We start from the raw sequence: 25,615 nt of genomic DNA, 5'->3' as shown, positions 1-25,615 counted from the left end.
GCGCCGCGCCCGCGGCCGCGGCGGCAGCCGCCGGACCGCCCGCGGAGGAGGCACCGGGCTTGCCGGGGGCCGGCTTCCTGCCGCCCTGGGCGACGTCCACCGGCAGCATGACCAGGGCCGTCGTACCGCCGGAGTCCGACGGACGCAGCTGGATGCGGATGCCGTGCCGCTGGGAGAGCCGGCCGACCACGAAGAGGCCCATGCGGCGGGAGACCGAGACGTCCACGGTGGGCGGCGAGGCGAGCCGCTCGTTGATCGCGGCGAGGTCCTCGGGGGAGAGGCCGATGCCGGTGTCGTGGATCTCGATCAGGACCCGGCCGTCGGGCAGCGCGTGACCGGTGACCTTGACCTTGGTCTGCGGCGAGGAGAACGAGGTCGCGTTCTCCAGCAGCTCGGCCAGCAGGTGCACGAGGTCGTTGACGACGCGGCCGGCGACCTCGGTGGTCGGCACGGAGGCCAGTTCGATGCGCTCGTACTGCTCCACCTCGGAGGCCGCGGCGCGCAGCACGTCGACGAGCGGGACCGGGCGGGTCCAGCGCCGGCCCGGCTCCTCGCCCGCGAGGACGAGGAGGTTCTCGCCGTTGCGGCGCATACGGGTGGCGAGGTGGTCGAGCTTGAACAGCGAGGACAGCTGGTCGGGGTCGGCCTCGCGGGACTCCAGTTCGGAGATGAGCGACAGCTGGCGCTGGATCAGGCCCTGGGAGCGGCGCGAGAGGTTGGTGAACATCGCGTTGACGTTGCCCCGCAGCAGGGCCTGCTCGGCGGCGAGGCGGACCGCCTCGCGGTGCACCTCGTCGAAGGCCGCGGCCACCTGGCCGATCTCGTCCCGGGAGTGCACACCGACCGACTCCACCGACGTGTCGACGTCCTGCGGGTCGGACTCGGAGAGCTGCTTGACCAGCTCGGGCAGGCGGTCCTGGGCGACCTTGGTCGCGGTGTCCTGGAGCCGGCGCAGCGAACGGATCATGGAGCGGGCCACGACGAAGGCGCCGACCAGCGACACACCGAGGACGAGGAGGATCAGCGCACCGGAGATGATGGCGTCGCGCTCGGTGGCGCTGCGCAGCTCACGGGCCTTCTGTTCCATCTCCTCGAGCAGCGTGTGCTCGATCTTCTTCATCTGCTCGATCTTCGTCGAGCTGTCGTCCACCCAGTCGCGGTAGGAGCGCTTGGTCTGCTGGTCCAGGCCGCTGTTGCTGTCCAGGGCGCGCTTGGCGTAGGTGTCCGCCGACTGGATGGTCGGGTTGCCCTCCTCCATGGGCTTGATCAGCTCTTCCGCGCCGTCGCCGTAGATGTTGCGGAAGCTGTTGATCTCGGAGGTCTGGCTGTCGAGCGCCGACTGCGCGTACAGCCGGTCGTTCTCGGAGAGGTTGGCCGCCGAGGTGTTGTTGGCGGGCAGCGCGGCGGCGATGACGGCGCGCTGGATGGAGGCGTACTCCTTGGCGGAGGAGAACGCGGACAGCGCGCGGGTGCGCTGGATCATCTCCGGGTTGCTGGTCGCCTCGGCCATGTCCTGGGAGAGGCTGAGCAGCTCGGTGATGAGCCGGTGGTAGGCCTCGACGGTCTGGGTCGAGTTCTTCTCGTGCGCGTACGCCGTCTTGCGGATGCTGCCGAGGTGGTTCAGCTCGCTGGCGAGGCCGACCAGGGTCTCGCGGACACCCTGGAGGTTGCCGCCCTTGCTGGCGCTGTCGATCTCCTCGGAGGCGGAGAGGAAGTTCTCCGTGGCCCGGTCGGTCTTGTCCCTGAAGCCCTTGACGGTGATGGCGCTCGCGCTGGAGGGGTGGGACAGCGGACCGGCGGACTGGTCGCGCTCCTCCTGGAGCGCGGCGGCCAGCTCGGTGGCCTGCTTGGTCATGTCCGTCAGCAGCTTCATGTTGTCGAGCTGCTGGATGTCGTCCAGGTTCTGGTTGATGCGCAGCGCGCCGAGCGTGGTGGCCGCGATCACGGGGAGGGCGAGCAGCGACACCAGGCGGGTGGAGATGCGCCAGTTGCGCAGGGCCACGCGCGAGCCGGGGCCGGCCTGGGCGGGGCTCTTGGCGGGCTTGGCCGCCGGGGCGGGCTCCGGCTTGGCCGAGGCCGAAGGGGCGGGGCCGCCGGAGCGCGCGGCGCTGTCACCGGACGGCGCCGGGCCCTGGTTCTGGGCGTGCTGGGGCGAGGAACTGACGGCCTTGGGGCCAGTCCCGCCGTGCGGCTCCGGCTCCGCCGAAGCGCTGCCATCCCTCTTGAAACGTCCCTGCACTAGCGTCGCAACCTCTGGACCAGGCGCCTTCCCACGCGAGCGGAAAGGCGGTGTCGGCGTCGTGGGAAGCGCCCTGAAAAACGCTCCCCGGTGGTCGTGAGTGACCGGCGCTGGCTCCCCCTTACTCGCCGCCCACTCGGCGCTGCGTTGCGCCCCCTGCGCGCCGGTTCGATCCCGCGGCGGTCCGTGGCATTCCAGCACAGTGCAGGATCTCCAACAAGGCATGTGGGCCAGGCTGTGACCTCTGTGACAGCGCGTGAGGAGCGAGTTACGAGAAGTGGAAAGTGACCTCCCCCATACCGGACATATCTCTACGAGCCGATGAGCCGCCACAGGTGTCCCAGTCGCCATGATCGGGAGCGGAATGACGGCTTCAGGGGGTTAATGTCCGTTTCTCGGGGGCGCCGGTCGGCCGGAATTTGTCCGGATTGTCGATGACGTCGTGAGCAAACTCACATGGAGATCACGGTCTCTCCACGTCTTCGGCCGGGAATCGCACGTTTAGCCTGACGCTTTACATAAGGCGTGCAACTGCCCACCCGCGCCCGCGCGGGGGTCCCGAGGCCCTCCAGGCGCCTGTACACGACAAGGTCTGCTACCACCGTGAAGACGACGATGATGTTCCGCACCATAGCCAACCCCCGACGGACCACGCTGGCGCACCTGGAGGACGCCGAAGCGCTGGAGACGCCGGAACTGCCGGAGCACTCCGTCTCCCTGCCCGCCCAGACCGCCAACCCCCGGCGCACCGTCCTCATGGTGGCCCCGGTCGCGGCCCCGGTCGCCGAGTAGACACCCCCGGGCCGGCACACGGTCCCCGCAGCGGACCGCCGCCCCCGCCGGAGAGACTCCGCGCAGGCACTGCGAAGACACCGCGAAGGCATCGCACAGCCACCGCCCGGACACCGCAGAAGCAGGGGCGCCCCACCACACGGGGGCGCCCCTTCGTCACGTCCGCACCTGCCGTGCCGAAGACCGATGCGCGAGGCGCGGGCCGCCTGCCGCGTTAGCCTGGAGCGTCAGACTCCAGCCAGCTCAGTCAAGGGGCCAAGCAACCCGTGCGCATCGCCAGGTTCTCCATCGACGGGAACGTCGCCTTCGGCGCGGTCGAGGGCGACCAGCCGGACCAGCTCGTCCTCGACATCATCAAGGGCATCCCGTTCGCGGACTTCGAGCTCTCCGGCACCAAGGTGCCGCTGAGCAAGGTGCGGCTGCTGCCGCCGGTGCTGCCCAACAAGGTCGTCGCCTTCGGCCGCAACTACGCCGAGCACGCCCGTGAACTCGGCAACGAGGTGCCCGACGCCCCGTTCGCCTTCTTCAAGCCCTCCACCTCGGTGGTCGGCCCCGGGGACCCCATCCAGTACCCCTCCTTCACCGAGGAACTGCACCACGAGGCCGAGCTGGCCGTCGTCATCGGCCGCATGTGCCGCGAGGTCCCGCGCGACCGCGTCAAGGACGTGATCTTCGGCTACACCTGCGCCAACGACGTCACCGCCCGCGACGTCCAGCGGCGCGAGAAGCAGTGGGCCAGGGCCAAGGGTTTCGACAGCTCCTGCCCGCTCGGCCCCTGGGTGGAGACGGACCTCGGCCTCGCCGCCGCGGCCGACCTGACCATCCAGCTCACCGTCAACGGCGAGCAGCGGCAACTGGGCCGCACCAGCGAGATGATCCACCCCATCGAGGATCTGATCGTCAACATCTCCGAGGCCATGACGCTGCTGCCCGGCGACGTGATCCTCACGGGCACCCCGGCAGGGGTCGGCCCCCTCAGCGTCGGCGACGAGGTCGCCGTCACCATCGAAGGCATCGGCACTCTCACCAACAAGGTTGTCAAGCGTGGCTAGCGCACCCGTACGCGTCCGTTTCTGCCCCTCGCCCACCGGTAACCCCCACGTGGGCCTGGTCCGCACCGCCCTGTTCAACTGGGCGTTCGCCCGGCACCACCAGGGCACTCTGGTCTTCCGCATCGAGGACACCGACGCGGCCCGCGACTCCGAGGAGTCGTACCAGCAGCTGCTGGAGGCGATGCGCTGGCTGGGCTTCGACTGGGACGAGGGCCCCGAGGTCGGCGGCCCGCACGCGCCGTACCGCCAGTCGCAGCGCATGGACCTCTACAAGGACGTCGCCCAGAAGCTGCTCGACGCCGGCCACGCCTACCGCTGCTACTGCTCCCAGGAGGAGCTGGACAGCCGCCGCGAGGCCGCCCGCGCCGCCGGCAAGCCCTCCGGCTACGACGGCCACTGCCGTGACCTGAGCGCCGAGCAGGTCGAGCGGTACGAGGCCGAGGGCCGCGCCCCCATCGTCCGCTTCCGGATGCCCGACGAGACGATCACCTTCGACGACCTGGTCCGCGGCGAGCTGACGTTCACCCCGGAGAACGTCCCGGACTACGGCATCGTCCGCGCCAACGGCGCCCCGCTGTACACGCTCGTCAACCCGGTCGACGACGCCCTCATGGAGATCACCCACGTCCTGCGCGGCGAGGACCTGCTCTCCTCCACCCCGCGCCAGATCGCCCTGTACAAGGCGCTGATCGAGCTGGGCATCGCCAAGGAGACCCCCGCCTTCGGCCACCTGCCCTACGTCATGGGCGAGGGCAACAAGAAGCTCTCCAAGCGCGACCCCCAGTCCTCGCTGAACCTCTACCGCGAGCGCGGCTTCCTGCCCGAGGGACTGCTCAACTACCTCTCCCTGCTGGGCTGGTCGCTCTCCGCCGACCAGGACGTCTTCTCCATCGAGGAGATGGTGGCGGCCTTCGACGTCAAGGACGTCAACCCCAACCCGGCCCGCTTCGACCTGAAGAAGTGCGAGGCGATCAACGCCGACCACATCCGCATGCTCGACGTGAAGGACTTCACGGAGCGCTGCGCGCCCTGGCTGGCGGCCCCCTTCGCCCCCTGGGCGCCCGAGGACTTCGACCAGGCCAAGTGGCAGGCCATCGCCCCGCACGCGCAGACCCGCCTGAAGGTGCTCTCCGAGATCACCGACAACGTCGACTTCCTCTTCCTGCCCGAGCCCGTCTTCGACGAGGCGAGCTGGACGAAGGCGATGAAGGAGGGCAGCGACGCGCTGCTGCGCACGGCCCGCGAGAAGCTGGAGGCGGCCGACTGGACGTCCCCGGAGTCCCTCAAGGAGGCCGTCCTGGCCGCCGGCGAGGCCCACGGCCTCAAGCTCGGCAAGGCGCAGGCCCCGGTCCGCGTCGCCGTCACCGGCCGGACGGTCGGCCTGCCCCTCTTCGAGTCCCTGGAGGTCCTGGGCAAGGAGAAGACGCTGGCCCGCGTCGACGCGGCGCTGGCGAGGCTCGCGGCCTGACGCGCGTACGGGCGTGAGGGGCGGCACCCGGTCCGGGGTGCCGCCCCTTCACCCTTCCCTCTCGCCGTTCCCCTTCGCCGTTCCGGCGGACGCGGGCGGCCCTGGGGCGTTACCGTCGGATCATGAGCATTCGCGCCGTGGTCTGGGACGTGGACGACACCCTCTTCGACTACACCACCGCGGACCGCGAGGGCATGCGCGCCCATCTGGTGGCCGAGGGCCTGCTCGCCGGGTACGGCACCGCCGAGGAGGCCCTGGCGCGCTGGCGTGAGATCACCGACCGGCAGTGGGCCCGCTTCGCGGCCGGCGAGGTCGACTTCGTCACACAGCGGCGCGACCGCACCCGCGTCTTCCTGGACCGGGACCTCACGGACGCCGAGGCCGACGAGTGGTTCGACCGGTACGTGGCGCACTACGAGGCGGCCTGGGCGCTCTTCCCGGACGTCCTGCCCGTCCTCGACGCCCTGGCCGCCAGCCACCGCCACGCGGTGCTCTCCAACTCCAGCCTCACCGTCCAGGACCGCAAGCTGCGCGTGCTCGGCGTACGCGACCGCTTCGAGGTCCTGCTGTGCGCGGCCGAGCTGGGCGTCTCCAAGCCCGAGGCGGGCGCCTTCCTCGCGGCGTGCGACGCCCTGCGCCTGGCCCCGCACGAGGTGGCGTACGTCGGCGACCACCCGGAGATCGACGGACGCGGCGCCGCCGACGCAGGGTTGCTCTCGGTGTGGATCGACCGCGGCGGCGCCCGCGCGACGCTGGACCCGCCCGCCGGGCCGCGCCGCATCGCCTCCCTGTCCGAACTGCCCGCGCTGCTCGGCGCCGATACTCGTTTTGGAGCCCCGTCCACCTTCAGGTAATGTTCTTCCTGCGCCGCGGGGAGCGGGCCGGAAGGCCGGAAACCCGAGGGCGCAGTACTAGAACAAGAACCCCGCAGGGGCTTGCGTTCCAGTGGCCTATGGTGTAATTGGCAGCACGACTGATTCTGGTTCAGTTAGTCTTGGTTCGAGTCCAGGTAGGCCAGCTCGCAGACGCTTCAGTCTGCAACCGCGGATCACATCCGCGAGCCCCCGTTGTGTAGCGGCCTAGCACGCTGCCCTCTCAAGGCAGTAGCGCCGGTTCGAATCCGGTCGGGGGTACAGATCCTTCCCGCGAGGACAGCCAGGGTAGCTCCCACTGACCTCGATGCAGGATCGCTAGGGCCCCCGTTGTGTAGCGGCCTAGCACGCCGCCCTCTCAAGGCGGTAGCGCCGGTTCGAATCCGGTCGGGGGTACTGACTGGTCTAAACCATCATTGGTCTATGGTGTAATTGGCAGCACGACTGATTCTGGTTCAGTTAGTCTTGGTTCGAGTCCAGGTAGACCAGCTCGGACCTGCGGCGGTGCAGTATGAAACGCTTGCAGTGTCCACGCCCCCGTTGTGTAGCGGCCTAGCACGCCGCCCTCTCAAGGCGGTAGCGCCGGTTCGAATCCGGTCGGGGGTACATCACAGAAGAAGGGCCCTCCCTCCCGGGAGGGCCCTCTTCTTCTTCCCCGTCCGTGTCACCTGCCGCCGAACCGGCGTTGCCACTCCTCGGCCTCCGCCGGCCGGCGCAGGCTGAGCAGCACCGGCTCGTACAGCACGGTCAGCGCCACGGCGGCCTCCACCTGCTCGTCGGGCGTCCCGTACCGCTCCACCAGGTCCAGGTCGGTGGCGGTGATCCGCTCCATCGCCCGGGCGTACGGCTCCAAGTCGTCGACGGAGCAGGGGTAGCCGAGCGGGAGAGCGCGGCGGCCCCGATGGTGGGGCTGCCGGGGATCTCACCTGCCGGTCACCACGCGGGACACACTGGCCACGCCTGCCACCACAGCCACGTCTGCCCCCGCTGCCGCAGGAAGGCGGCGGGGGCAGACCGGGCCCGGGCCGGCCGGGAGGCCGGGAGAGGCGGACGGGGCAAGGAACAGACGGCGTCCGGGGAAGGGCCTGCCGCGGCGTTGAGGCCGGTCCTTCACGGAGGCGCGGGGCGGAGCAGGGTCAGCCGGAGCGGCGCAGGGCCTCGGAGAGCCGGGCGGCGGCGTCGATGACGGCCTGGGCGTGCATCCGGCCCGGGTGCCGTGTCAGGCGCTCGATGGGGCCGGAGACGGACACGGCGGCGACCACGCGGTTCGAGGGGCCGCGCACCGGCGCGGAGACGGACGCGACGCCCGGCTCGCGCTCGCCGATCGACTGGGCCCAGCCCCGGCGCCGTACGCCCGACAGGGCCGTCGCCGTGAAACGGGCGCCCTGGAGGCCGCGGTGCAGCCGCTCCGGCTCCTCCCAGGCCATCAGCACCTGGGCCGACGAACCCGCCTTCATGGTGAGCGTCGAGCCGACCGGGACCGTGTCCCGCAGGCCGGACAGCCGCTCCGCGGCCGCCACGCAGATGCGCATGTCGCCCTGGCGGCGGTAGAGCTGAGCGCTCTCGCCCGTGACGTCGCGGAGGTGGGTGAGCACCGGGCCGGCCGTGGCGAGGAGGCGGTCCTCACCGGCCGCCGCGGCCAGTTCCGCGAGGCGGGGGCCGAGAATGAAACGGCCCTGCATGTCGCGCGCGACCATGCGGTGGTGTTCCAGGGCCACGGCCAGCCGGTGGGCCGTGGGTCGTGCCAGTCCGGTCGCCGCGACCAGACCCGCGAGGGTGGCCGGACCGGACTCCAGGGCGCTCAGGACAAGGGCTGCCTTGTCCAGGACGCCGACGCCGCTACTGTTGTCCATGAAACGATACTCGCGTCTCACTCTGTGAAACGCAAGTTCAATTTTCCGTGGAACACGCCACCCTGGAAGACACAACGGCCCGTGGACCGACGGGCCCGGCGGCGGCTGCCCTGAGGGGGACGCGGGCGCCGCCACCACAAGATCTCTAGTTGGGCCGGTGCCCCGTGCGCCAGGCCGGAGGGAAAGCGATGGGTAGGACACTCGCGGAGAAGGTCTGGGACGACCACGTCGTCCGGCGCGCCGAGGGCGAGCCCGACCTCCTCTTCATCGATCTGCACCTGCTGCACGAGGTGACCAGCCCCCAGGCCTTCGACGGCCTCCGCAAGAGCGGGCGCGGTGTGCGCCGCCTCGACCTGACCATCGCCACCGAGGACCACAACACCCCCACCCTCGACATCGACAAGCCCATCGCGGACCCGGTCTCCCGCGCCCAGCTGGAGACCCTGCGCAAGAACTGCGCCGACTTCGGCGTCCGCCTGCACCCGCTGGGCGACGTCGAGCAGGGCGTCGTGCACGTGGTCGGCCCCCAGCTCGGCCTGACCCAGCCCGGCACCACCGTCGTCTGCGGCGACTCGCACACCTCCACGCACGGCGCGTTCGGCGCGCTGGCGTTCGGCATCGGCACCTCCCAGGTGGAGCACGTGCTGGCCACCCAGACGCTGCCGATGGCCCGCCCGAAGACCATGGCGATCACCGTCGACGGCGAACTGCCCGAGGGGGTCACCGCCAAGGACCTGATCCTGGCGATCATCGCGCGGATCGGCACCGGCGGCGGTCAGGGCTACATCCTGGAGTACCGGGGCTCCGCCATCGAGAAGCTCTCGATGGAGGCCCGCATGACCATCTGCAACATGTCCATCGAGGCCGGCGCCCGCGCGGGCATGATCGCCCCGGACGAGACCACCTTCGCCTATCTCCAGGGCCGCCCGCACGCCCCGGAGGGCGAGGACTGGGACGCGGCGGTCGCGTACTGGAAGACGCTGCGCACGGACGACGACGCCGAGTTCGACGCCGAGGTGGTCATCGACGCCGCCGAGCTGTCCCCGTTCGTCACCTGGGGCACCAACCCCGGCCAGGGCGCCCCGCTTTCGGCGCGGGTCCCCGACCCGGCTTCGTACGAAGACGCTTCGGAGCGCTTCGCCGCCGAAAAGGCCCTGGAGTACATGGGGTTGGACGCCGGCCAGCCGCTGCGCTCCATCCAGGTGGACACCGTCTTCGTAGGTTCCTGCACCAACGGCCGCATCGAGGACCTGCGCGCCGCCGCCGACATCGTGCGGGGCCGCAAAGTCGCCGAGGGCGTACGGATGCTGGTCGTCCCGGGTTCCGCCCGGGTGGGCCTGCAGGCCGTCTCCGAGGGCCTGGACGTGGTCTTCAAGGAGGCCGGCGCCGAGTGGCGGCACGCGGGCTGCTCGATGTGCCTGGGCATGAACCCGGACCAGCTGGCCCCCGGCGAGCGCTCCGCCTCCACCTCCAACCGCAACTTCGAGGGTAGGCAGGGCAAGGGCGGCCGTACGCACCTGGTGTCGCCGCAGGTCGCCGCCGCCACCGCGGTCCTCGGTCACCTGGCCTCCCCGGCCGACCTGTCCGACGCCGACGTTCGCACGCCCGCTGGAGTCTGATCAGTCATGGAAGCATTCACCACGCACACCGGCCGGGCCGTCCCGCTGCGCCGCAGCAACGTCGACACCGACCAGATCATCCCCGCCCACTGGCTCAAGAAGGTCACCCGGGACGGCTTCGAGGACGGGCTGTTCGAGGCCTGGCGCAAGGACCCCGAGTTCGTGCTCAACCGCCCCGAGCGGCAGGGCGCCACGGTCCTGGTCGCCGGCCCCGACTTCGGCACCGGCTCCTCCCGCGAGCACGCCGTCTGGGCGCTGCAGAACTACGGCTTCAAGACCGTGATCTCCTCCCGTTTCGCCGACATCTTCCGGGGCAACTCGCTGAAGAACGGGCTGCTCACGGTGGTGCTGGAGCAGAAGATCGTGGACGCGCTGTGGGAGCTGACCGAGAAGGACCCGACGGCCGAGGTCACGGTCGACCTCCAGGCCCGTGAGGTGCGCGCCGAGGGGATCACCGCCTCCTTCGAGCTGGACGAGAACTCCCGCTGGCGGCTGCTGAACGGGCTGGACGACATCTCGATCACCCTCCAGAACGAGGACGAGATCGCCGCCTACGAGGCGAAGCGTCCGTCGTTCAAGCCGCGGACCCTCCAGGTCTGACCCGGCGGGCCTCCCAGGCCCGCCCCGGACGTCGAGTTTCGGCCACCCCGAGACCCCGCTGTACCCCCGATCGCCCCGATCGGGGGTACAGCCGTTTCCGGGCCCTTCCGCCTCTGCGCGCCGCCGTGCGACGCGCCAACGTCCCACGTTGAAAAGGTTGTTGCCGGGGTACGCGAGGGTCGTGTCTGCGGACGGCGGGTGCGCCAGGAAGCCCGCCGACGGCGGCAGTTGCCCCCTGCGCAGGCGACAACTCGCCCCAGATGGCACAATCTGTGCATGGACAACGACGGCCAACTCGAGCTCTATACGGCGGTCGCGGCCCAACTCAAGGAAGCGCACGCAAGAGTGCGCGCACTGCAAGTCCCGGAGGGCGTACGGATGGCGCTGACCCGGAAGCTGCTGGTCATTACGGCCGCGGCCAAGCACGATCTCGCCGGTGCGACAAGGCGTCTGGAGCGGTTCACCACGGACCTCGACGAGGGCCGAATCCCCGGTGGGGAAGGCTGAACAGCCCGAGACCGCCGAGTCCGTTGCGGCACAAGGGTGATTAGCCCGTTTCGTGTTTGATTTGCGGTATATATCTGCCTAACGTGCGAAAAAGCTTGAACACTTTCGTTCCGGCCAGGTCTCCGAAGGGGAAGACGTGAACAAGGCGCAGCTCGTAGAAGCGATTGCCGACAAGATGGGTGGCCGGCAGCAGGCCGCCGACGCCGTCGACGCGGTACTGGACGCCATCGTCCGCGCGGTCGTCGCGGGAGACCGGGTCTCGGTCACCGGCTTCGGGTCCTTCGAGAAGGTGGACCGCCCGGCCCGCTACGCCCGCAACCCGCAGACGGGTGAGCGGGTGCGGGTCAAGAAGACCTCCGTTCCCCGTTTCCGGGCCGGTCAGGGCTTCAAGGACCTGGTGAGCGGCTCCAAGAAGCTGCCGAAGAACGACATCGCGGTGAAGAAGGCCCCCAAGGGCAGCCTGTCGGGGCCGCCGGCCACCATCGCCAAGGCCGTCGGCAAGAAGGCAGCGGCGAAGAAGACGACGGCCGCCGCCAAGAAGTCCGCCGCCAAGAAGACCGCGGCCGCGGGCGCTGCGAAGAAGACCACCGCCAAGAAGACGACGCCCACCGCCAAGAAGACCACCGCCGCCGCCAAGAAGGCCACGGCTGCGGGTGCCGCGAAGAAGACCGCCGCCAAGAAGGCCCCGGCGAAGAAGGCGACGGCGAAGAAGGCCCCGGCCAAGAAGTCGACCGCCCGCAAGACCGCCGCCAAGAAGACCGCCCGCAGCAAGTAGGGGCGGCCGGGTACTCACGCGCCGGGCCGGACTCCCGAGGGAGTCCGGCCCGCGGCGTGTTCGGCGGCCGTTCGCCCGCTCACGGCGGGCCGGCGGCGTCCGGCGAGGTCAGAAGGTCTGCAACGTCACCAGCGTGATGCGCAGCGCGGTGCCCTCGCCTTCGGCCTCGATCCGCACCCGCTGCCCCGGGCGCAGCAGCCGAAGGCCTCCCGCGTCGAACGCCACCGCGTCGAAGGGCACCGGCGTGCCGTCGTCCAGGAGCACCTGCCCGCTGCGGCTTTCGGGGTCGTACGTGTATGCGGTGGCCTGCATGACGGCAGCCTACTGCCCCGGTCCGTCAGCCGCCCCTTGCTGCCCCGGGACCAGCAGCCGCGCGGCCGCGCGCGCCGTGCGGGGTCCGACGCCCAGGGCGAGCGCCGCGCGCAGGTCGTCGCCGGTGTCCACGTCCTGGCGTACGGAAAGCACCGCGTCGAGCCGTAGTTCCACCGCGCCGGATTCCCGGTGGCGGATCCGGGAGGCGGTGCCGAAAGCCGGGCGCAATTCCTGCTCCGGTGCGGCCGCGAGCAGGGTGGTGCCGATCCCCGCGGCGTCCGCGAGAAATGCCCGCGGGAAATTGGCCGCGGCGTCGAGGACCCGGGTCAGTTCCGCGGGCCGCAGTGCCGGGAGATCGGCGTTCAGGGCCGCCAGGCGACGGGCGGGACCCGCTGCCCGTACGGCCGCCGCCCCGTGTGCGAGCGCGGCGTTCAGACCGGCGCGGGGGGAGTCGGGGACGATCCGGGCGCCCAGTGCCGCAAGCTCCCGCCCGGCCAGGGGATCGTCCGTGACGACCGCCACATCCGCGACCGCGGTGCAGGCCAGCGCCGCCGCCACGGTGTCCTGGGCGAAAGCGAGGGCGAGGCCTGGCCGCACGCCGTCGTGGGCGGTGTCCGAGAGTCTGCTCTTGGCCCGCGCCAGGGGCTTCAGGGGGATCACCAAGGTCCACTGCACGCGCGTTCGTCCCTCTCTCGTCGCGGACATTCTCCCTGGCCCATCGGGCCGTACGGGGGCCGGGGCGTACGGTGTCCCTCGACAGACCGGCGGCCTGGGGCGACACTTGTGCGGCCCCCCGCCCACCGTTCGGCCCTAGAGGAAGGTGTTCGTGTGCCCCGCCGCAGAATCGGCTTCTGGTACCGCTTCGCAGCGGTGATCTGCAAACCGCCGCTGGTGGTTCTGGTCAAGCGGGACTGGCGCGGAATGGAGAACATGCCGGCCGAGGGTGGATTTATCACGGCGGTGAACCACAATTCGCACGTCGACCCCTTCGCCTATGCTCACTTTCAGTACAACACCGGGCGCGTGCCGCGATTCCTCGCCAAGAGCGGACTTTTCAAGAAGGGATTGGTGGGCGCCGCGATGCGCGGCACCGGGCAGATCCCCGTCTACCGCGAGAGCACGGACGCGCTGAGCGCCTTCCGCGCCGCGATCGACGCGGTCGAGCGCGGCGAGTGCGTCGCGTTCTACCCCGAGGGCACCCTCACCCGCGACCCGGACGGCTGGCCGATGACCGCCAAGACCGGCGCCGCGCGGGTCGCGCTGCAGACCAAGTGCCCGGTGATCCCGGTCGCCCAGTGGGGCGCCAACGAACTCCTGCCGCCCTACGCCAAGAAGCCGAACCTGCTGCCCCGCAAGACCCACCACGTGCTGGCCGGCCCGCCCGTGGACCTCTCGCGCTTCTACGGCCGGGAGATGACCCCGGACGTGCTGAAGGAGGCCACCGAGGTCATCATGGCGGCGGTCACCCGCCAGCTCGAGCACATCCGCGGCGAGAAGGCGCCCGCAGTGCCGTACGACCCGCGCCGCGAGCGGATCGAACAGCGCCGCAGGACCCAGGCGCAGGGCCGGACGCAGTCCAGGCCCGGGGACGCGCCCGCGGCCGGACGGGCCGCGCAGGAAGCAGCGCACGAGGAAGCGCAGGAAGTACAGCAAGTGCAGCAAGTGCAGGAAGAGGGGCAGGGCACGTGAGCAAGCCGGACCAGCCGGTCAGGGCGGCCGTCTTCGGTACCGGATCGTGGGGCACCGCCTTCGCCGTGGTCCTCGCCGACGCCGGCTGCGACGTCACCCTGTGGGCCCGCCGCCCGGAGGTGGCCGAGGCGGTCAACTCCACCCGCACCAATCCCGGCTACCTGCCCGGCGTGGAACTCCCGCCGACCGTGCGGGCCACGACGGACCCCGCCGAGGCCGCCCGCGACGCCGACTTCACCGTCCTCGCCATCCCCTCCCAGACCATGCGCGCCAACCTCGCCGCATGGCGGCCGCTGCTCGCCCCGGACACCGTCGTGGTCTCCCTGATGAAGGGCGTCGAACTCGGTTCCGCGATGCGCATGAGCGAGGTCATCGAGGACGTCGCCGAGGTCGGGACCGACCGCATCGCCGTGGTCACCGGGCCCAACCTCGCCCGGGAGATCGCGGCCCGCATGCCGGCCGCCGCCGTGGTGGCCTGCACCGACGAAGCGGTCGCCCGCCGGCTCCAGGCCGCCTGCCACACCCCGTACTTCCGGCCGTACACCAACACCGACGTCATCGGCTGCGAACTGGGCGGCGCCGTCAAGAACGTCATCGGCCTGGCCGTCGGCATCGCGGACGGCATGGGGCTCGGCGACAACGCCAAGGGCTCGCTCATCACGCGCGGTCTCGCCGAGACCACCCGCCTCGGCATGGCCCTGGGCGCCGACCCGCTGACCTTCGCCGGGCTGGCCGGCCTCGGCGACCTGGTGGCCACCTGCTCCTCACCCCTGTCGCGCAACCACACCTTCGGCACCAACCTCGGCAAGGGCATGACCCTCCAGGAGACCATCGCGGTCACCAAGCAGACCGCAGAGGGCGTCAAGTCCTGCGAGTCGGTGCTGGATCTGGCCCGCCGGCACGGCGTCGACATGCCCCTCACCGAGACGGTCGTCGGCATCGTGCACGAAGGCAAATCGCCGGTGGACGCCCTCAAGGAGCTGATGTCGCGCAGCGCGAAGCCCGAACGACGCTGAGCGACCCGCGTTTCCCACGCTGCCCCGGGGCCCTACCACCGGGTACTCTCATCGCGATATGAGCACCGAGAACCTCTCCCAGAGCCCCGAGCAGCCGCCTCGCAAGCCGCGCGTGGCCGTCGTCTGCGGCGGCCGCAGCTCCGAACACGGGATCTCCGTCGTCACCGCAGGAGCGGTGCTGCGCGCCATCGACCGGACCAAGTACGAGGTCCTGCCGATCGGCATCACCCGCGACGGCCGCTGGGCCCTGACCGCGGACGACCCGGACCGCATGGCGATCACGGACCGGCGCACGCCCAGCGTCGACGACGTCGCCGAGAGCGGCGAGGGCGGCGTGGTGCTCCCCGTCGACCCGGGCAGCCGCGAAGTCGTCTACAGCGAACCCGGCTCGGTGCCCAAGGCGCTCGGCGAGGTCGACGTCGTCTTCCCGGTGCTGCACGGCCCCTACGGCGAGGACGGCACCCTCCAGGGCCTGCTGGAGCTGTCCGGTGTGCCCTACGTCGGCTCGGGCGTGCTCGCCTCGGCCGTCGGCCAGGACAAGGAGTACATGAAGCGGGTGTTCACCTCCTTCGGGCTCAAGGTGGGCCCGTACGTGGTGATCCGGCCGCGCGAGTGGGCGCGGGACCAGGCGGCGGCCCGCAAGAAGATCGTGGACTTCGCCGGCGAGCACGGCTGGCCGCTGTTCGTGAAGCCCGCGCGCGCGGGCTCGTCCATCGGCATCACCAAGGTCGAGGACCTCTCCGGCCTGGACGAGGCCGTCGCCGAGGCCCAGCGGCACGACCCGAAGGTGCTGGTGGAGGCCGCGGTGCGCGGCCGGGAGATCGAGTGCGGGGTGCTGGAGTTCGAGGACGGCCCGCGCGCCTCCGTACCGGCCGAGATCCCGCCGCCGCAGGAGCACGCGTACTACGACTTCGAGGCCAAGTACATCGACTCCACGCCCGGCATCGTGCCCGCGCCGCTGACCGAGGAGCAGACGGCCGAGGTGCGGCGGCTGGCGGTGGAGGCGTTCGAGGCGGCCTCCTGCGAGGGCCTGGTCCGTGCGGACTTCTTCCTCGGCGAGGACGGCGAGTTCGTGATCAACGAGATCAACACCATGCCCGGCTTCACGCCCATCTCGATGTACCCGAAGATGTGGCAGGCCACGGGAGTCTCCTACGAGGAACTGGTCGACCGCCTCATCCGGGCAGCGCTGAACCGTTCAACCGGCCTGCGCTGAAAGCGCTCCCGAAGGGCGCGGGGGGCGGTATCCACATGCGGCTCCGCCGCGTGGGCGCGACCAGCCGGACACGACCCGCACCCGGCAGCAGGCCCGAACCCCCACGGCGCCGCCCCGCCCCCCCCGGCGCCCCGGCGGAGCGCTCAGTCGGCGATCCCTTCGGGGATCGCCTTCTTGACGGCCGGGGCCAGGGAGACCAGGGGGGCCACGCCGTTGCCGGTACGGCTTGCGGGGAGGCTGACCTCGACGTACGCCTTGCGCAGCGTCGTGGTGAAGAGGAACGATCCGTCCGGCTGCTTCGCAAGCAGCCAGCCGACCCCGTTCACCTCGGCGCCGTCGGCCTCCGGGTCGTTCATCTCGGCGGGCCGGGGGACACCGCAGCGCAGTATGATCGCCGGGCTTCCCCACCCCGCGGTGAGCGCGGAGTCGGGCCGGGGGTCCGCGCGGCTCAGCCCGTCCACTTTCCGCGGCAGCGCTGCGTCCAGGTTCCCGCACAGCTTCGTGACCGCCGCGTCGGGGCTGGGAACCGCAGCGGTGGCACGGTCGTCGCTCGAGGAGCAGCCCGCTGCGGTGATCAGCGCGACGAGGACGACGGGCAGGCCGAGCAGCCGGTGACGGAAGGAACTCACCGGCCCAAGGGTAGACGGGGGCTACAGATGCACGACCGGGCAGGTCAGAGTGCGTGTGATGCCGTCCACTTGCTGGACCTTCGCGACCACCATGCGTCCGAGGTCGTCGACGGTGTCGGCCTGCGCGCGCACGATGACGTCGTACGGACCGGTCACGTCCTCGGCCTGGATCACTCCGGGCAGCGCGCCGATGGTCTCGGCGACGGTCGAGGCCTTGCCGACCTCCGTCTGGATCAGGATGTACGCCTGTACCACGGAACCTCCAGGGCGGCCACGAGGATCATGTGGGGAAAAGGAACGCCACGGTATCGCGTCGCCGCACGCCACGGGGAGACCCTGACCGACGTGGTCCGCGCGCCGGGGTGCAGGTAGGACTGAAGTTGACGGACACCACGACCGTAACGAGGCCCGCGCGCACGCGCGAGTGGGAACCCGACCGGGAACGCACAGGGACAGAAGGGGCGTAAGGGCAATGAAGGGCACTGTTGGTGAGCTCGGGGAGTTCGGGCTCATCAGGGAGCTCACCTCCCGTCTCACCACCACCCCGGCGGTCCGGGTCGGCCCCGGCGACGACGCCGCGGTGGTCGCCGCCCCCGACCGCAGGGTCGTGGCGAGCACCGACATACTCCTGGAGGGGCGGCACTTCCGCCGCGACTGGTCCACGGCGTACGACGTGGGCCGCAAGGCCGCCGCGCAGAACCTCGCCGACATCGCCGCCATGGGCGCCGTACCGACCGCGCTGCTGCTCGGCCTGGTCGTCCCCGCCGAACTGCCGGTCACCTGGCCCACCGAGATGATGGACGGCCTGCGCGACGAGTGCCAGGTCGCCGGGGCCTCCGTGGTCGGCGGCGACGTGGTCCGCGGGGACACGATCATGGTGTCGATCACCGCCCTCGGTGATCTGCGCAACCACGAGCCGGTGACCCGCGCGGGCGCCCAGCCCGGCGACCTGGTCGCCGTCACCGGCTGGCTGGGCTGGTCCGCCGCCGGATACGCCGTGCTCTCCCGCGGCTTCCGCTCGCCGCGCGCCTTCGTCGAGGCCCACCGCAGGCCCGAACCGCCGTACCACGCCGGACCCGCCGCCGCCGGGCTCGGCGCGACCGCGATGTGCGACGTCAGCGACGGACTCATCGCGGACCTCGGCCACATCGCGGAGGCCAGCAAGGTCCGCATCGACGTCCGCTCCGGCGCCATCGACATCCCCTCGCAGATGAACGACATCGGGCAGGCCGTCGGCGTCGACCCGCTGCAGTGGGTGCTGACCGGGGGAGAGGACCACGCGATCGTGGCGACCTTCCCCCCGGACGTGAAGCTGCCGGCCCGCTGGAAGGTGATCGGCGAAGTGCTCAACCCCTCGGCCCTGCCCCAGGTCACGGTCGACGGCGCCCCCTGGACGAAAAAGGGCGGCTGGGACCACTTCGGGGACATCGAGTCATGAGCGCCGCACCCCCTCGTGTGCTCACCGTGGCCGGCTCCGACTCCGGCGGCGGCGCCGGCATCCAGGCCGACCTGAAGACGATGCTCGCCCTCGGCGTGCACGGCATGAGCGTGATCACCGCGGTCACCGCGCAGAACTCGCTCGGCGTGCAGGGCGCCTGGGAGCTGCCCGCGGCGGCCGTCCGGGCCCAGTACCGCAGCGTCGCCGACGACATCGGCGTCCAGGCGGTCAAGACCGGGATGCTGTCCTCGGCGGAACTGGTCGAGACGGTCGCCGCGTTGCTCGCCGGGACGGACGCGCCGGTGGTCGTCGACCCCGTCGGCGTCTCCAAGCACGGCGATCCGCTGCTGGCCGCCTCCGCCCTGGAGTCGGTCCGCACCAAGCTGCTGCCCACCGCGACCGTGGCCACCCCGAACCTCGACGAGGTCGCCCAACTGTCCGGCGTCGAGGTCACGTCGGAGGAGCAGCTGCGCGAGGCGGCGGCGGCCGTACTGGAGTACGGGCCGGCGTGGGTGCTGATCAAGGGCGGCCACCTCGCGGGAGACGCCGTCGACCTGCTCACCGACGGCCGTGAGGAGCACTGGCTGCGCGCTCCGCGCCACGACAACCGGCACACCCACGGCACGGGCTGCACCCTGGCCTCCGCGATCGCCTCGCAGCTCGCCAAGGGGCAGTCCGTGCCCGAGGCGGTGACGGCCGCCAAGGCCTACGTCACCGGGGCGATCGCGGCCGGGTTCGCCCTCGGCGGCGGGATCGGCCCCGTGGACCACGGCTGGAGGTTCCGGGAGCCTCACGCCGCCGGGTAGTCCGGCAGCTCGATCGCGGTGGCCGCCTTCTCGGTGAGCCGCTTGAAGAAGCCGCCCAGCATCCGCGAGGCGAGCAGCCGGTACATCCGGTCCCGGCTGCGGATGCGGCGCTCGGTGGGCGGCGCGAAGAACGGGCCCGCGTTGCCCGAGGTCTTCTGGCAGCCCTTGGCGAAGTCCCCGATCCGGCGCTCGTACGCGGCGAACGCCACCCGGTGATCGCCGCCCGCGAGGGCCAGTTCACCGGCCAGCACATAGGCGCCGACGACCGCCACACCCGTGCCCATGCCGCCCATGGTGGCGCCGTACCCGGCGTCCCCGAGCAGCGCCACCCGCCCCTCGGTGAGCCGGTCGAGGTGGATCTGCGCGATCGCGTCGAAGTACAGGTCGTCGGTCTCCTCGAGCGCCTCCAGGACGCGGGGAGTCTCCCAGCCCATGCCCGCGAACCGCTCAACCAGGATCCGCTTCTGCCCGGCCGCGTCGCGGCGGTCGTACGCCAGTTCCTCGGACCGGAAGACCAGCAGGGCGCCCGCCCGGTCCGGGTCGCCGTCGTAGTTGCCGAGGCAGACCGCCCGGCCGGGCTCGCTGTACAGGAGCCCGCTGCGGCGCAGGCCCAGGTGGTTGGGGACCGGGAAACCGGCCACGTAGTGGTCGAGGAAGCGCAGGTGGCGGGCTTCGTCACCGAAGACGAGGCGGCGGGTGCGGGAGTGCAGTCCGTCCGCGCCGACGACGATGTCGAAGCGGCGCGGCGCGCTTTGCTCGAAGGTGACGTCGACGCCGTCCGCGGTGTCGGTGAGCGTGGCGACGGAGTCCCCGAAGACGTACTCCGCGTGCTCCCGGGTGCGTTCGTACATGATCCGCGCCAGGTCGCCGCGGAAGATCTCCACGTCGCCGCTCATCATCTCGGCGGGCAGGTCCACGCGCGGGGTCCCGTCGGCGTCGACGACGCGCTGCGGGCCCATGTGCGTCCGGCGGGCGTGGATCTCGTCCCAGATGCCCATCTCGGTGAGCACCCTGCGGTGCACATGGCCGCGGAAGTCGACGGCGAAGCCGCCGCCACGCAGGTCGGGCGCCTTCTCGACGACGGTGACCCGGGCCCCGTACCGGGCGAGGTTCAGGGCGAGGGCGGGGCCGGCGACGCTGGCGCCGGAGACGAGGACGTTCAGGTGGGCGAGGCTGTGGCCTCTGGTGCGGTTCGTCATGGGCCACAGCCTCGGCAAGGGCGCTGACCGTCCGCCTACCGTTCGCTGACCGCCGCCGACCGCAGGCGTACGCCCCGCTCGAAGGCCTGCGCGTACGCCGGGGGCGCCAGCCGCGCGCGCACGTCCCGCACGGTCCGTAGGACATCGGGGTCCCCCTGCGCGGGGGCGCCCCGCAGGCCCGCCCCCGCGCCCAGCAGCTCCGCCGCCCGCTCGGCAGTGGGGGCCGTGCAGGCCAGCGCCTCGGCCGCCTCGGCGAGTTCGAGGACGCCCGGTCCGTCCCCGGCGGCGACGACGGCCTGGCAAAACCACTCGCGCGCGTCCTCCTCCTGGCCCTCGGCGGCCGCCGTGCGCCCCAGCCCGATGAGGATGCGCACCGTCTCGCCCACGCTGAACCAGGTCTCGGCGCACTCCTGGAGGGCACGTTCGTAGTGCACGCGCGCGCGTGCCGTGTCGCCCGCCAGCCGGGCCGTGTCACCGAGGCCGCGTCGCGCGCCCGCGACCTTGTCGGCGGCCCCGGCGGTCCGGGCCAGCGCCAGCGCCTGCTCGAAGTCCGCCGCCGCCTCGTCCGCCCGGCCCCGGCCCAGCAGCACGGTGGCCCGGCTGCGCAGCAGATCGGCGGTCTCCTCCGGCGCGGCCAGCTCCCGCACGTGCACGAGCCCCTCGTCCAGCAGCTCCAGCGCCCGCCGCCACTGCCCGCGCGTGTGGGCGTACAGGCCCAGCATGTCCAGGCAGTTGCCCATGCCCCACCGGTCCCCGGTCGCCCTGAAGCCCGCCAGCGCCCGCGTGACCCGCTCCTCGGCCAGGTCGGCCCGGCCGGCGAACTGCGCCTGGTAGCCGAGCCCCATGTCCAGCAGGGCGCGCGCCCACGGGTCGTCGCCCGCCTGGCCGTGGGCCCGCCCGTTGGTGGCGGGTCTGGGGCCCGCCACCAACGACCACAGCACGAGGAGGTACGGCAGCCGCAGGGGACCCTCGCAGGCGTCCATGACGTCCTCCACGCGCGCGCGGAGCCGTTCGTCGGCGTCCGGATCGCCGCTGTCACCGGAGAGCGCGTTCATCGCGCACACGGCGTACTCCTCCGCCAGGCCCGGCGGGGGCGTCCCGCCCACCGCCGCCAGCAGCGCGCGTGCGGTCGGCACCTGCTCGCCGTGCAGTCCGCGCAGCCGCCAGAACCACGACAGCAGGGCCATCAGGCGCAGGGCGCCCGCGTGGTCCCGGCGGGCGAGGTGGCGCAGCGCCGTGTCCAGGTCGGCGTGCTCGGCGGTCAGCCCGGCCAGCCAGGGCAGCTGCCCGGCCCCGCGCAGACAGGGCTCGGCCCGCTCGGCCAGCCGCAGGAAGTACGCGGCGTGCGCGTCCCGCAGCCCGGTCGGCTCCCCGTCAGCCGCGGCCCGCTCCGCGGCGAACGCGCGGATGGTCTCCAGCATCCGGTAACGCCCGCCGGACACCTCGCAGAACGACTTCTCCACCAGCGAGGCCAGCAGGTCCTCCGGGTACGGCACCTGGCAGACGGCCTGGACGGCTTCGGCCGTGGCGCCCCCGCAGAACACGCTGAGCCGCGCGGCCAGCTCCCGCTCCTCGGCGTCCAGCAGGTCCCAGCTCCACTCCACGACGGCCCGCAGGGTGCGGTGCCGGGGCGCCTTGGTGCGGTCGCCGCGGTTCAGCAGCCGGAACCGGTCGTCCAGGCGGTCGGCCAGCTCCTGCGGCTCCAGCGTCCACAGCCGCGCCGCCGCCAGTTCGATGGCCAGCGGCAGCCCGTCCAGGGCAGCGCAGATGTCGGGCAGGCGCGGGTGGCCCGTGAAACCGGGCCGCACGGCCCGCGCCCGGTCCAGGAACAGCCGCTCGGCCGGCTCCGGCGGCAGCGACGCCACCGCGACCAGCACCTCACCGGTGATGCCGAGGGCCTCCCGGCTGGTGGCGAGGATCCGCACCCCGGGGCAGGAGCCCAGCAGCAGTCCGGCGATCCGCGCCGCGTCTTCGATCACGTGTTCGCAGTTGTCCAGTACCAGCAGCACCTCGCGCTCCTCCAGGGCGGTCAGCAGCCGGTCCGTGACGTCGGTCGTGGGGGTGCGGAAGCCCTCCCGTATCCCGAGGGCCGTCAGCACGGCGTACGGGATCCGCGCGCCCTCGGCCAGCGGGGCCAGCTCGACCAGGCACGCCTCGCCGTGGGGCCGGGCCGCCTCGATCGCGAGCCGCGTCTTGCCCGCCCCGCCGGGACCGGTGAGGGTGACCAGGCGCGAACCGGGGTCGGTGAGGTGGGCGGCGATACGGGACAGTTCGGCGTCCCGGCCGACGAACCGCGTCAGCTGCGCGGGCAGCCCCCTCGCGCGCGGGGCGGGGTCCTGCCCGCGGAGCAGGTCCAGGTGCAGGGCGGACAGCTCCGGCGACGGGTTCGCACCCAGCTCGTCGGCGAGGATGCGCCGGGCCCGCTCGTACGCCGTCAGTGCCTCGGCGGGCCGCCCGGCCAGGTGCAGGGCCCGCATCAGCTGTCCGTGCAGCCGCTCGCTCAGCGGGTGCGCGGCCAGCAGCGCGCGCAGCTCCGGCACCAGCGCGGGACCGCCGCCGAGCGCGAGATCCGCCTCGACGCGGTCCTGTACGGCGGCCAGCCGCAGCTCCTCCAGCCGGGCCGTCTCGGCGTGCGCGTCGGGCAGGTCCGGCAGGGCCGGGCCGCGCCACAGGGCGAGCGCCTCGCGCAGCATGCCGGCGGCGCGCGCGTGGTCCCCCGAGGTGAGGGCGCTGCGGCCCGCACCGGCCAGGAACTCGAAACGGTGGGCGTCGACGGTGTCGGGGGCGGCGGCGATCCGGTAGCCGGCGGCGACGGCCTCGACACTCGTGTGCGGGGCGAGGCGCCTGCGCAGCCGGGAGATCTGCGACTGGAGGGCGTTGGCCGCGCCCGCGGGCGGCTCGGCCCCGTAGAGGCCGTCGGTCAGGCGCTCCGCGGTGACCGCGCGGCCCGCGTCCAGGAGCAGCAGCGTGAGCAGCGCGCGGGGGCGCGGGCCGCCGGGGTCGAGGGGGGTCCCGTCGTCGGTGCGGATGTCCAGCGGTCCCAGGATGCCGAAGCGCATTCCCCGGATTCTGGCAGGCGGGCGGGGCGCCGGGCGCCCGGGTACGGCAAAAAGCCGGCCCACCTGAGGTGGACCGGCTCAGTGCAGCGAACCGGCAGTGGCCGCGCGCTCAGCTGAGCGTCAGCGCGAGACCTTGCCGGCCTTGATGCACGAGGTGCAAGCGTTCACGCGCTTCGGCGTCCCGCCCACCACGGTACGCACACGCTGGATGTTCGGGTTCCAGCGACGGGACGTACGGCGGTGCGAGTGCGAGATGTTGTTGCCGAAGCCCGGCCCCTTGCCGCAGACGTCGCAGTTGGCAGCCACGGGTCACTCCAAAGACTTCAGATGCACTTACGGTTGATCCCGGCATGCCGGGATCAGGATCCGGAGGCTCGGAGAGCACGCTGAATCTGAGTGGCGGTGCCAGGGGGAAGAGCCCGATCGGGATCGGGCAACCGGAGCAGCATACAACGCCTGCTCCCGTACAACGAAACTACCATGGCGGCTCAGGGGCCCGCCCCGGCCCTCTTCCGGCGGGCGCCGCCCCTGGGTCTACGCTGCCGTCCGGCCCAGCAGATCGAGGAGGCGCAGGTGGCGCAGGTGGCGCAGACGTTCGACGCGCCGGCGGTGCGCACCTGGTGCGGCCTGGCCCTGCGCGCCCTGGGACGGGCGCGCGAGGAGATCGACGCGATCAACGTCTATCCCGTGGCCGACGGCGACACCGGCACCAACCTCTACCTGACCGCCGAGTCCGCCGCCGCTGCGGTCGAGGCCGTCTTCGCGGGCCACGAGACGGGCGGCACCGCCCCCGGCGGCCCCTCGCTCGCCGAGGCCGCGCGGGCGATGGCGCACGGGGCGCTCATCGGCGCGCGCGGCAACTCCGGGACGATCCTCGCCCAGCTGCTGCGCGGCATGGCGGAGGTGCTCGCCGCCGACGGCGACAGTGCCCGCACCGACGGACACGGCCTGCGGCTCGCCCTGCGACGCGCCGCCGACTCCGCCCGGCAGGCCGTGGCCCACCCCGTGGAGGGCACGGTCCTGTCGGTCGCCTCGGCCGCAGCCGACGCGGCCACCGGCACGGAGGGCGACTGCGGGGCGGTCGCGCGGGCCGCCTACGAAGGCGCGCGCACCGCCCTGGCCGCGACCCCCGGCCAGCTGGCCGTCCTGGAGCGCGCCGGGGTGGTCGACGCGGGCGGACGCGGGCTGGTGGCCGTCCTCGCGGCCCTGGTGGAGACGTTCACGGGCGAGACGCCCGCCGGCCGGGGGGCGGCGCGGGCGGCCGGGCAGCAGCCGGGGGCGGAAGGCGCCGGACAGGCGCCGGCCAGGGCGCACGGGGACCACCCGGCGGTGCCGCACGCGCGCGCGACGGAAACCTCCCCGGCCCCGTCGTCCCCGGCTTCGGAGACTTCCGCGACGCCGGGACCGTCCGATCCGTCCGCCCTGCCCGATCCGTCCGGCCGGCCGGTTCCCGCCGTGCCGTCCGCCCCCTGCCCGCCCCCCGCCGACGTGCCCACCGGCTCCGCCTCCGGCAGCGGCGGCCCGGCCTTCGAGGTGATCTACCTCCTGGAGGCCGAGGACTGCGCCGTCGCCCGGCTGCGGCAGCGGCTCGACGCGCTCGGGGACTCCCTGGTCGTGGTCGGCGGCGACGGTCTGTGGAACGTGCACGTGCACGTGGACGACGCCGGCGCCGCCGTGGAGGCGGGCGTGGAGGCCGGCCGCCCGCACCGGATCCGGATCACCCACTTCGGCGCGGGCGACGTGCACACCGCGGGCGCCGCCGAGCGTTTGCCGCGCGAGCCCGCCCAGCGTGCCGTGGTGGCCGTCGTCCCCGGCGAGGGCCTGGCCGCGCTGTGCACCGAGGCCGGGGCGACCACGGTGCTCGCCCGCCCCGGGGAACCGCCGGCCAGCGGCGAGCTGGTGGAGGCGCTGCGGCGGGCCCACGCGCGCGAGGTGGTCCTGCTGCCCAACGACGCCGAACTGCGCGACACCGCCGCCGCGGCGGCCGAGCAGGCCCGTGGCGAGGGCATCCGCGTCGCCCTCATCCCGACCCGCTCGGCGGTCCAGGGCATCGCCGCCCTCGCCGTGCACGAGCCCGGCCGCCGCTTCGACGAGGACGTCGTCGCCATGACCTCGGCGGCCGGCGCCACCCGCCACGCCGAGGTCACCGTCGCCGAGCACCGGTCGTGGACCAGCGCCGGCATCTGCCAGGCCGGTGACGTCCTCGGACTCGTCGACGGCGACGTGGCCGTGATCGGCCCCGACGTCACCGCCACCGCCCGCACCGTCCTGGACCGGATGCTCGCGGCCGGCGGCGAACTGGTCACCCTCGTCCTGGGCGACGAGGTCCCGGACACCGTCGCCGACCACCTGGAAGCCCACGTCCGCGAGACCTGCCTGGCCGTCGACACGGTCGTCTACCGGGGCGGCCGGCAGGGCGCGCTGCTGCTCGTCGGCGTCGAGTAGCGGCACGCTGCGCCGGCCGGGGTCCTGCC

At 72.5% G+C, this 25,615-nt stretch carries 23 protein-coding genes, 5 tRNA genes and 1 pseudogene; 19 read left to right on the top strand and 10 right to left on the bottom strand.

Features of this window, described 5'->3' with window-relative positions; translation table 11 throughout:
• Positions 1 to 2,239: nitrate- and nitrite sensing domain-containing protein (locus ACFC02_RS07475; RefSeq protein WP_376353510.1), on the bottom strand; the 2,239-nt coding region annotated here is incomplete at its 3' end.
• 603 nt (positions 2,240 to 2,842) lie between these two features.
• Here ACFC02_RS07475 and ACFC02_RS07470 point away from each other — a divergent pair.
• The 9 genes from ACFC02_RS07470 (at position 2,843) to ACFC02_RS07430 (ending at position 7,029) form a co-directional block, all read left to right on the top strand.
• Positions 2,843 to 3,031, top strand: coding sequence for a hypothetical protein (locus tag ACFC02_RS07470; protein ID WP_360975105.1), 189 nt, complete (start codon positions 2,843 to 2,845; stop codon positions 3,029 to 3,031).
• Positions 3,032 to 3,297: 266 nt separating this feature from the next.
• Entirely contained in the window at positions 3,298 to 4,083 is a 786-nt protein-coding gene (locus tag ACFC02_RS07465; RefSeq protein WP_376353506.1) for a fumarylacetoacetate hydrolase family protein, read from the top strand.
• A complete protein-coding gene (gene gltX, locus ACFC02_RS07460; protein ID WP_376353503.1) occupies positions 4,067 to 5,551 on the top strand; it encodes a glutamate--tRNA ligase in 1,485 nt (494 codons plus the stop codon). The genes ACFC02_RS07465 and gltX overlap by 17 nt, the downstream gene beginning before the upstream one ends.
• 122 nt (positions 5,552 to 5,673) lie before the next feature.
• Positions 5,674 to 6,405 carry an HAD family hydrolase gene (locus ACFC02_RS07455; protein WP_376353501.1) on the top strand — a complete coding sequence of 244 codons (732 nt, stop codon included), beginning with the start codon at positions 5,674 to 5,676 and terminating at the stop codon, positions 6,403 to 6,405.
• Between the two features lie 92 nt (positions 6,406 to 6,497).
• Positions 6,498 to 6,569, top strand: a tRNA-Gln gene (locus ACFC02_RS07450).
• 42 nt (positions 6,570 to 6,611) lie between these two features.
• Positions 6,612 to 6,684, top strand: a tRNA-Glu gene (locus ACFC02_RS07445).
• Between the two features lie 62 nt (positions 6,685 to 6,746).
• Positions 6,747 to 6,819 (top strand) — tRNA-Glu (locus tag ACFC02_RS07440).
• Between the two features lie 21 nt (positions 6,820 to 6,840).
• Positions 6,841 to 6,912: transfer RNA gene (locus tag ACFC02_RS07435), tRNA-Gln, on the top strand.
• Positions 6,913 to 6,956: 44 nt separating this feature from the next.
• Positions 6,957 to 7,029, top strand: a tRNA-Glu gene (locus ACFC02_RS07430).
• A gap of 58 nt (positions 7,030 to 7,087) precedes the next feature.
• Here the strand turns inward: ACFC02_RS07430 and ACFC02_RS07425 are convergent.
• Together ACFC02_RS07425 and ndgR are read right to left on the bottom strand one after the other, a co-directional pair.
• Positions 7,088 to 7,303 (bottom strand): annotated as a pseudogene (locus tag ACFC02_RS07425) (transcriptional regulator); the annotation flags it as partial.
• A 256-nt stretch (positions 7,304 to 7,559) separates the two neighbouring features.
• Positions 7,560 to 8,276, bottom strand: a complete 717-nt coding sequence (ndgR, locus tag ACFC02_RS07420; RefSeq protein WP_028425251.1) for an IclR family transcriptional regulator NdgR — start codon at positions 8,274 to 8,276, stop codon at positions 7,560 to 7,562.
• A gap of 188 nt (positions 8,277 to 8,464) precedes the next feature.
• Here ndgR and leuC point away from each other — a divergent pair, with 188 nt between their 5' ends.
• The 4 genes from leuC to ACFC02_RS07400 all read left to right on the top strand — a co-directional run bounded on the left by leuC (position 8,465) and on the right by ACFC02_RS07400 (position 11,777).
• On the top strand, positions 8,465 to 9,895 hold the full coding sequence (gene leuC, locus ACFC02_RS07415) for a 3-isopropylmalate dehydratase large subunit (protein ID WP_376353498.1): 1,431 nt from the start codon (positions 8,465 to 8,467) through the stop codon (positions 9,893 to 9,895).
• A gap of 6 nt (positions 9,896 to 9,901) precedes the next feature.
• The gene (leuD, locus tag ACFC02_RS07410) at positions 9,902 to 10,495 is read left to right on the top strand and encodes a 3-isopropylmalate dehydratase small subunit (RefSeq protein WP_376353495.1); all 594 of its coding nucleotides are present in this window, start codon (positions 9,902 to 9,904) and stop codon (positions 10,493 to 10,495) included.
• Between the two features lie 276 nt (positions 10,496 to 10,771).
• On the top strand, positions 10,772 to 11,002 hold the full coding sequence (locus ACFC02_RS07405) for a hypothetical protein (RefSeq protein WP_360975088.1): 231 nt from the start codon (positions 10,772 to 10,774) through the stop codon (positions 11,000 to 11,002).
• 136 nt (positions 11,003 to 11,138) lie between these two features.
• Complete coding sequence (locus ACFC02_RS07400; RefSeq protein ID WP_376353492.1) at positions 11,139 to 11,777, top strand: HU family DNA-binding protein; 639 nt, start codon at positions 11,139 to 11,141, stop codon at positions 11,775 to 11,777.
• 108 nt (positions 11,778 to 11,885) lie between these two features.
• Here the strand turns inward: ACFC02_RS07400 and ACFC02_RS07395 are convergent, their stop codons facing one another.
• Together ACFC02_RS07395 and cofC are read right to left on the bottom strand one after the other, a co-directional pair.
• Positions 11,886 to 12,089 carry a hypothetical protein gene (locus tag ACFC02_RS07395; RefSeq protein ID WP_376353489.1) on the bottom strand — a complete coding sequence of 68 codons (204 nt, stop codon included), beginning with the start codon at positions 12,087 to 12,089 and terminating at the stop codon, positions 11,886 to 11,888.
• 9 nt (positions 12,090 to 12,098) lie between these two features.
• On the bottom strand, positions 12,099 to 12,764 hold the full coding sequence (gene cofC / locus ACFC02_RS07390; RefSeq protein ID WP_376353486.1) for a 2-phospho-L-lactate guanylyltransferase: 666 nt from the start codon (positions 12,762 to 12,764) through the stop codon (positions 12,099 to 12,101).
• Between the two features lie 153 nt (positions 12,765 to 12,917).
• Here cofC and ACFC02_RS07385 point away from each other — a divergent pair, with 153 nt between their 5' ends.
• Genes ACFC02_RS07385 through ACFC02_RS07375 form a run of 3 tightly spaced genes read left to right on the top strand, consistent with a single transcriptional unit; the run spans position 12,918 to position 16,010 of the window.
• Positions 12,918 to 13,778, top strand: coding sequence for a lysophospholipid acyltransferase family protein (locus ACFC02_RS07385; protein ID WP_376353483.1), 861 nt, complete (start codon positions 12,918 to 12,920; stop codon positions 13,776 to 13,778).
• On the top strand, positions 13,775 to 14,794 hold the full coding sequence (locus tag ACFC02_RS07380; RefSeq protein WP_376353480.1) for an NAD(P)H-dependent glycerol-3-phosphate dehydrogenase: 1,020 nt from the start codon (positions 13,775 to 13,777) through the stop codon (positions 14,792 to 14,794). The genes ACFC02_RS07385 and ACFC02_RS07380 overlap by 4 nt, the downstream gene beginning before the upstream one ends.
• 58 nt (positions 14,795 to 14,852) lie before the next feature.
• Positions 14,853 to 16,010 (top strand): D-alanine--D-alanine ligase family protein, encoded by a 1,158-nt coding sequence (locus tag ACFC02_RS07375; RefSeq protein WP_376353478.1) that lies wholly within the window; start codon positions 14,853 to 14,855, stop codon positions 16,008 to 16,010.
• 143 nt (positions 16,011 to 16,153) lie between these two features.
• Here ACFC02_RS07375 and ACFC02_RS07370 read toward each other — a convergent pair whose 3' ends face one another.
• A complete protein-coding gene (locus ACFC02_RS07370) occupies positions 16,154 to 16,639 on the bottom strand; it encodes a DUF3515 domain-containing protein (RefSeq protein ID WP_376353475.1) in 486 nt (161 codons plus the stop codon).
• Positions 16,640 to 16,660: 21 nt separating this feature from the next.
• A complete protein-coding gene (locus ACFC02_RS07365; RefSeq protein ID WP_360975064.1) occupies positions 16,661 to 16,894 on the bottom strand; it encodes an Lrp/AsnC ligand binding domain-containing protein in 234 nt (77 codons plus the stop codon).
• A gap of 217 nt (positions 16,895 to 17,111) precedes the next feature.
• On the opposite strand from ACFC02_RS07365, the gene ACFC02_RS07360 reads away from it, so the two are divergent.
• Together ACFC02_RS07360 and thiD are read left to right on the top strand one after the other, a co-directional pair.
• Positions 17,112 to 18,077, top strand: a complete 966-nt coding sequence (locus ACFC02_RS07360) for a thiamine-phosphate kinase (RefSeq protein WP_360975061.1) — start codon at positions 17,112 to 17,114, stop codon at positions 18,075 to 18,077.
• Positions 18,074 to 18,883 carry a bifunctional hydroxymethylpyrimidine kinase/phosphomethylpyrimidine kinase gene (gene thiD, locus ACFC02_RS07355; protein WP_376353471.1) on the top strand — a complete coding sequence of 270 codons (810 nt, stop codon included), beginning with the start codon at positions 18,074 to 18,076 and terminating at the stop codon, positions 18,881 to 18,883. Before ACFC02_RS07360 ends, thiD begins: the two co-directional genes overlap by 4 nt.
• Here the strand turns inward: thiD and ACFC02_RS07350 are convergent.
• From ACFC02_RS07350 to rpmB, 3 genes are all read right to left on the bottom strand, one after another.
• Positions 18,868 to 20,082, bottom strand: coding sequence for an FAD-dependent monooxygenase (locus ACFC02_RS07350; protein ID WP_376353468.1), 1,215 nt, complete (start codon positions 20,080 to 20,082; stop codon positions 18,868 to 18,870). The genes thiD and ACFC02_RS07350 overlap by 16 nt on opposite strands.
• Positions 20,083 to 20,117: 35 nt before the next feature.
• Positions 20,118 to 23,141 (bottom strand): BTAD domain-containing putative transcriptional regulator, encoded by a 3,024-nt coding sequence (locus ACFC02_RS07345; RefSeq protein WP_376353465.1) that lies wholly within the window; start codon positions 23,139 to 23,141, stop codon positions 20,118 to 20,120.
• Between the two features lie 120 nt (positions 23,142 to 23,261).
• Entirely contained in the window at positions 23,262 to 23,447 is a 186-nt protein-coding gene (gene rpmB / locus ACFC02_RS07340) for a 50S ribosomal protein L28 (RefSeq protein WP_003993230.1), read from the bottom strand.
• Between the two features lie 267 nt (positions 23,448 to 23,714).
• Here rpmB and ACFC02_RS07335 point away from each other — a divergent pair, with 267 nt between their 5' ends.
• A complete protein-coding gene (locus ACFC02_RS07335; protein WP_376353524.1) occupies positions 23,715 to 25,586 on the top strand; it encodes a DAK2 domain-containing protein in 1,872 nt (623 codons plus the stop codon).
• The last annotated feature ends 29 nt before the right edge of the window (positions 25,587 to 25,615 follow it).

Source organism: Streptomyces sp. NPDC056160 (genome assembly GCF_042268205.1).
GTDB lineage: Bacteria > Actinomycetota > Actinomycetes > Streptomycetales > Streptomycetaceae > Streptomyces.
This window is presented reverse-complemented; position numbering and strand designations above follow the sequence as displayed.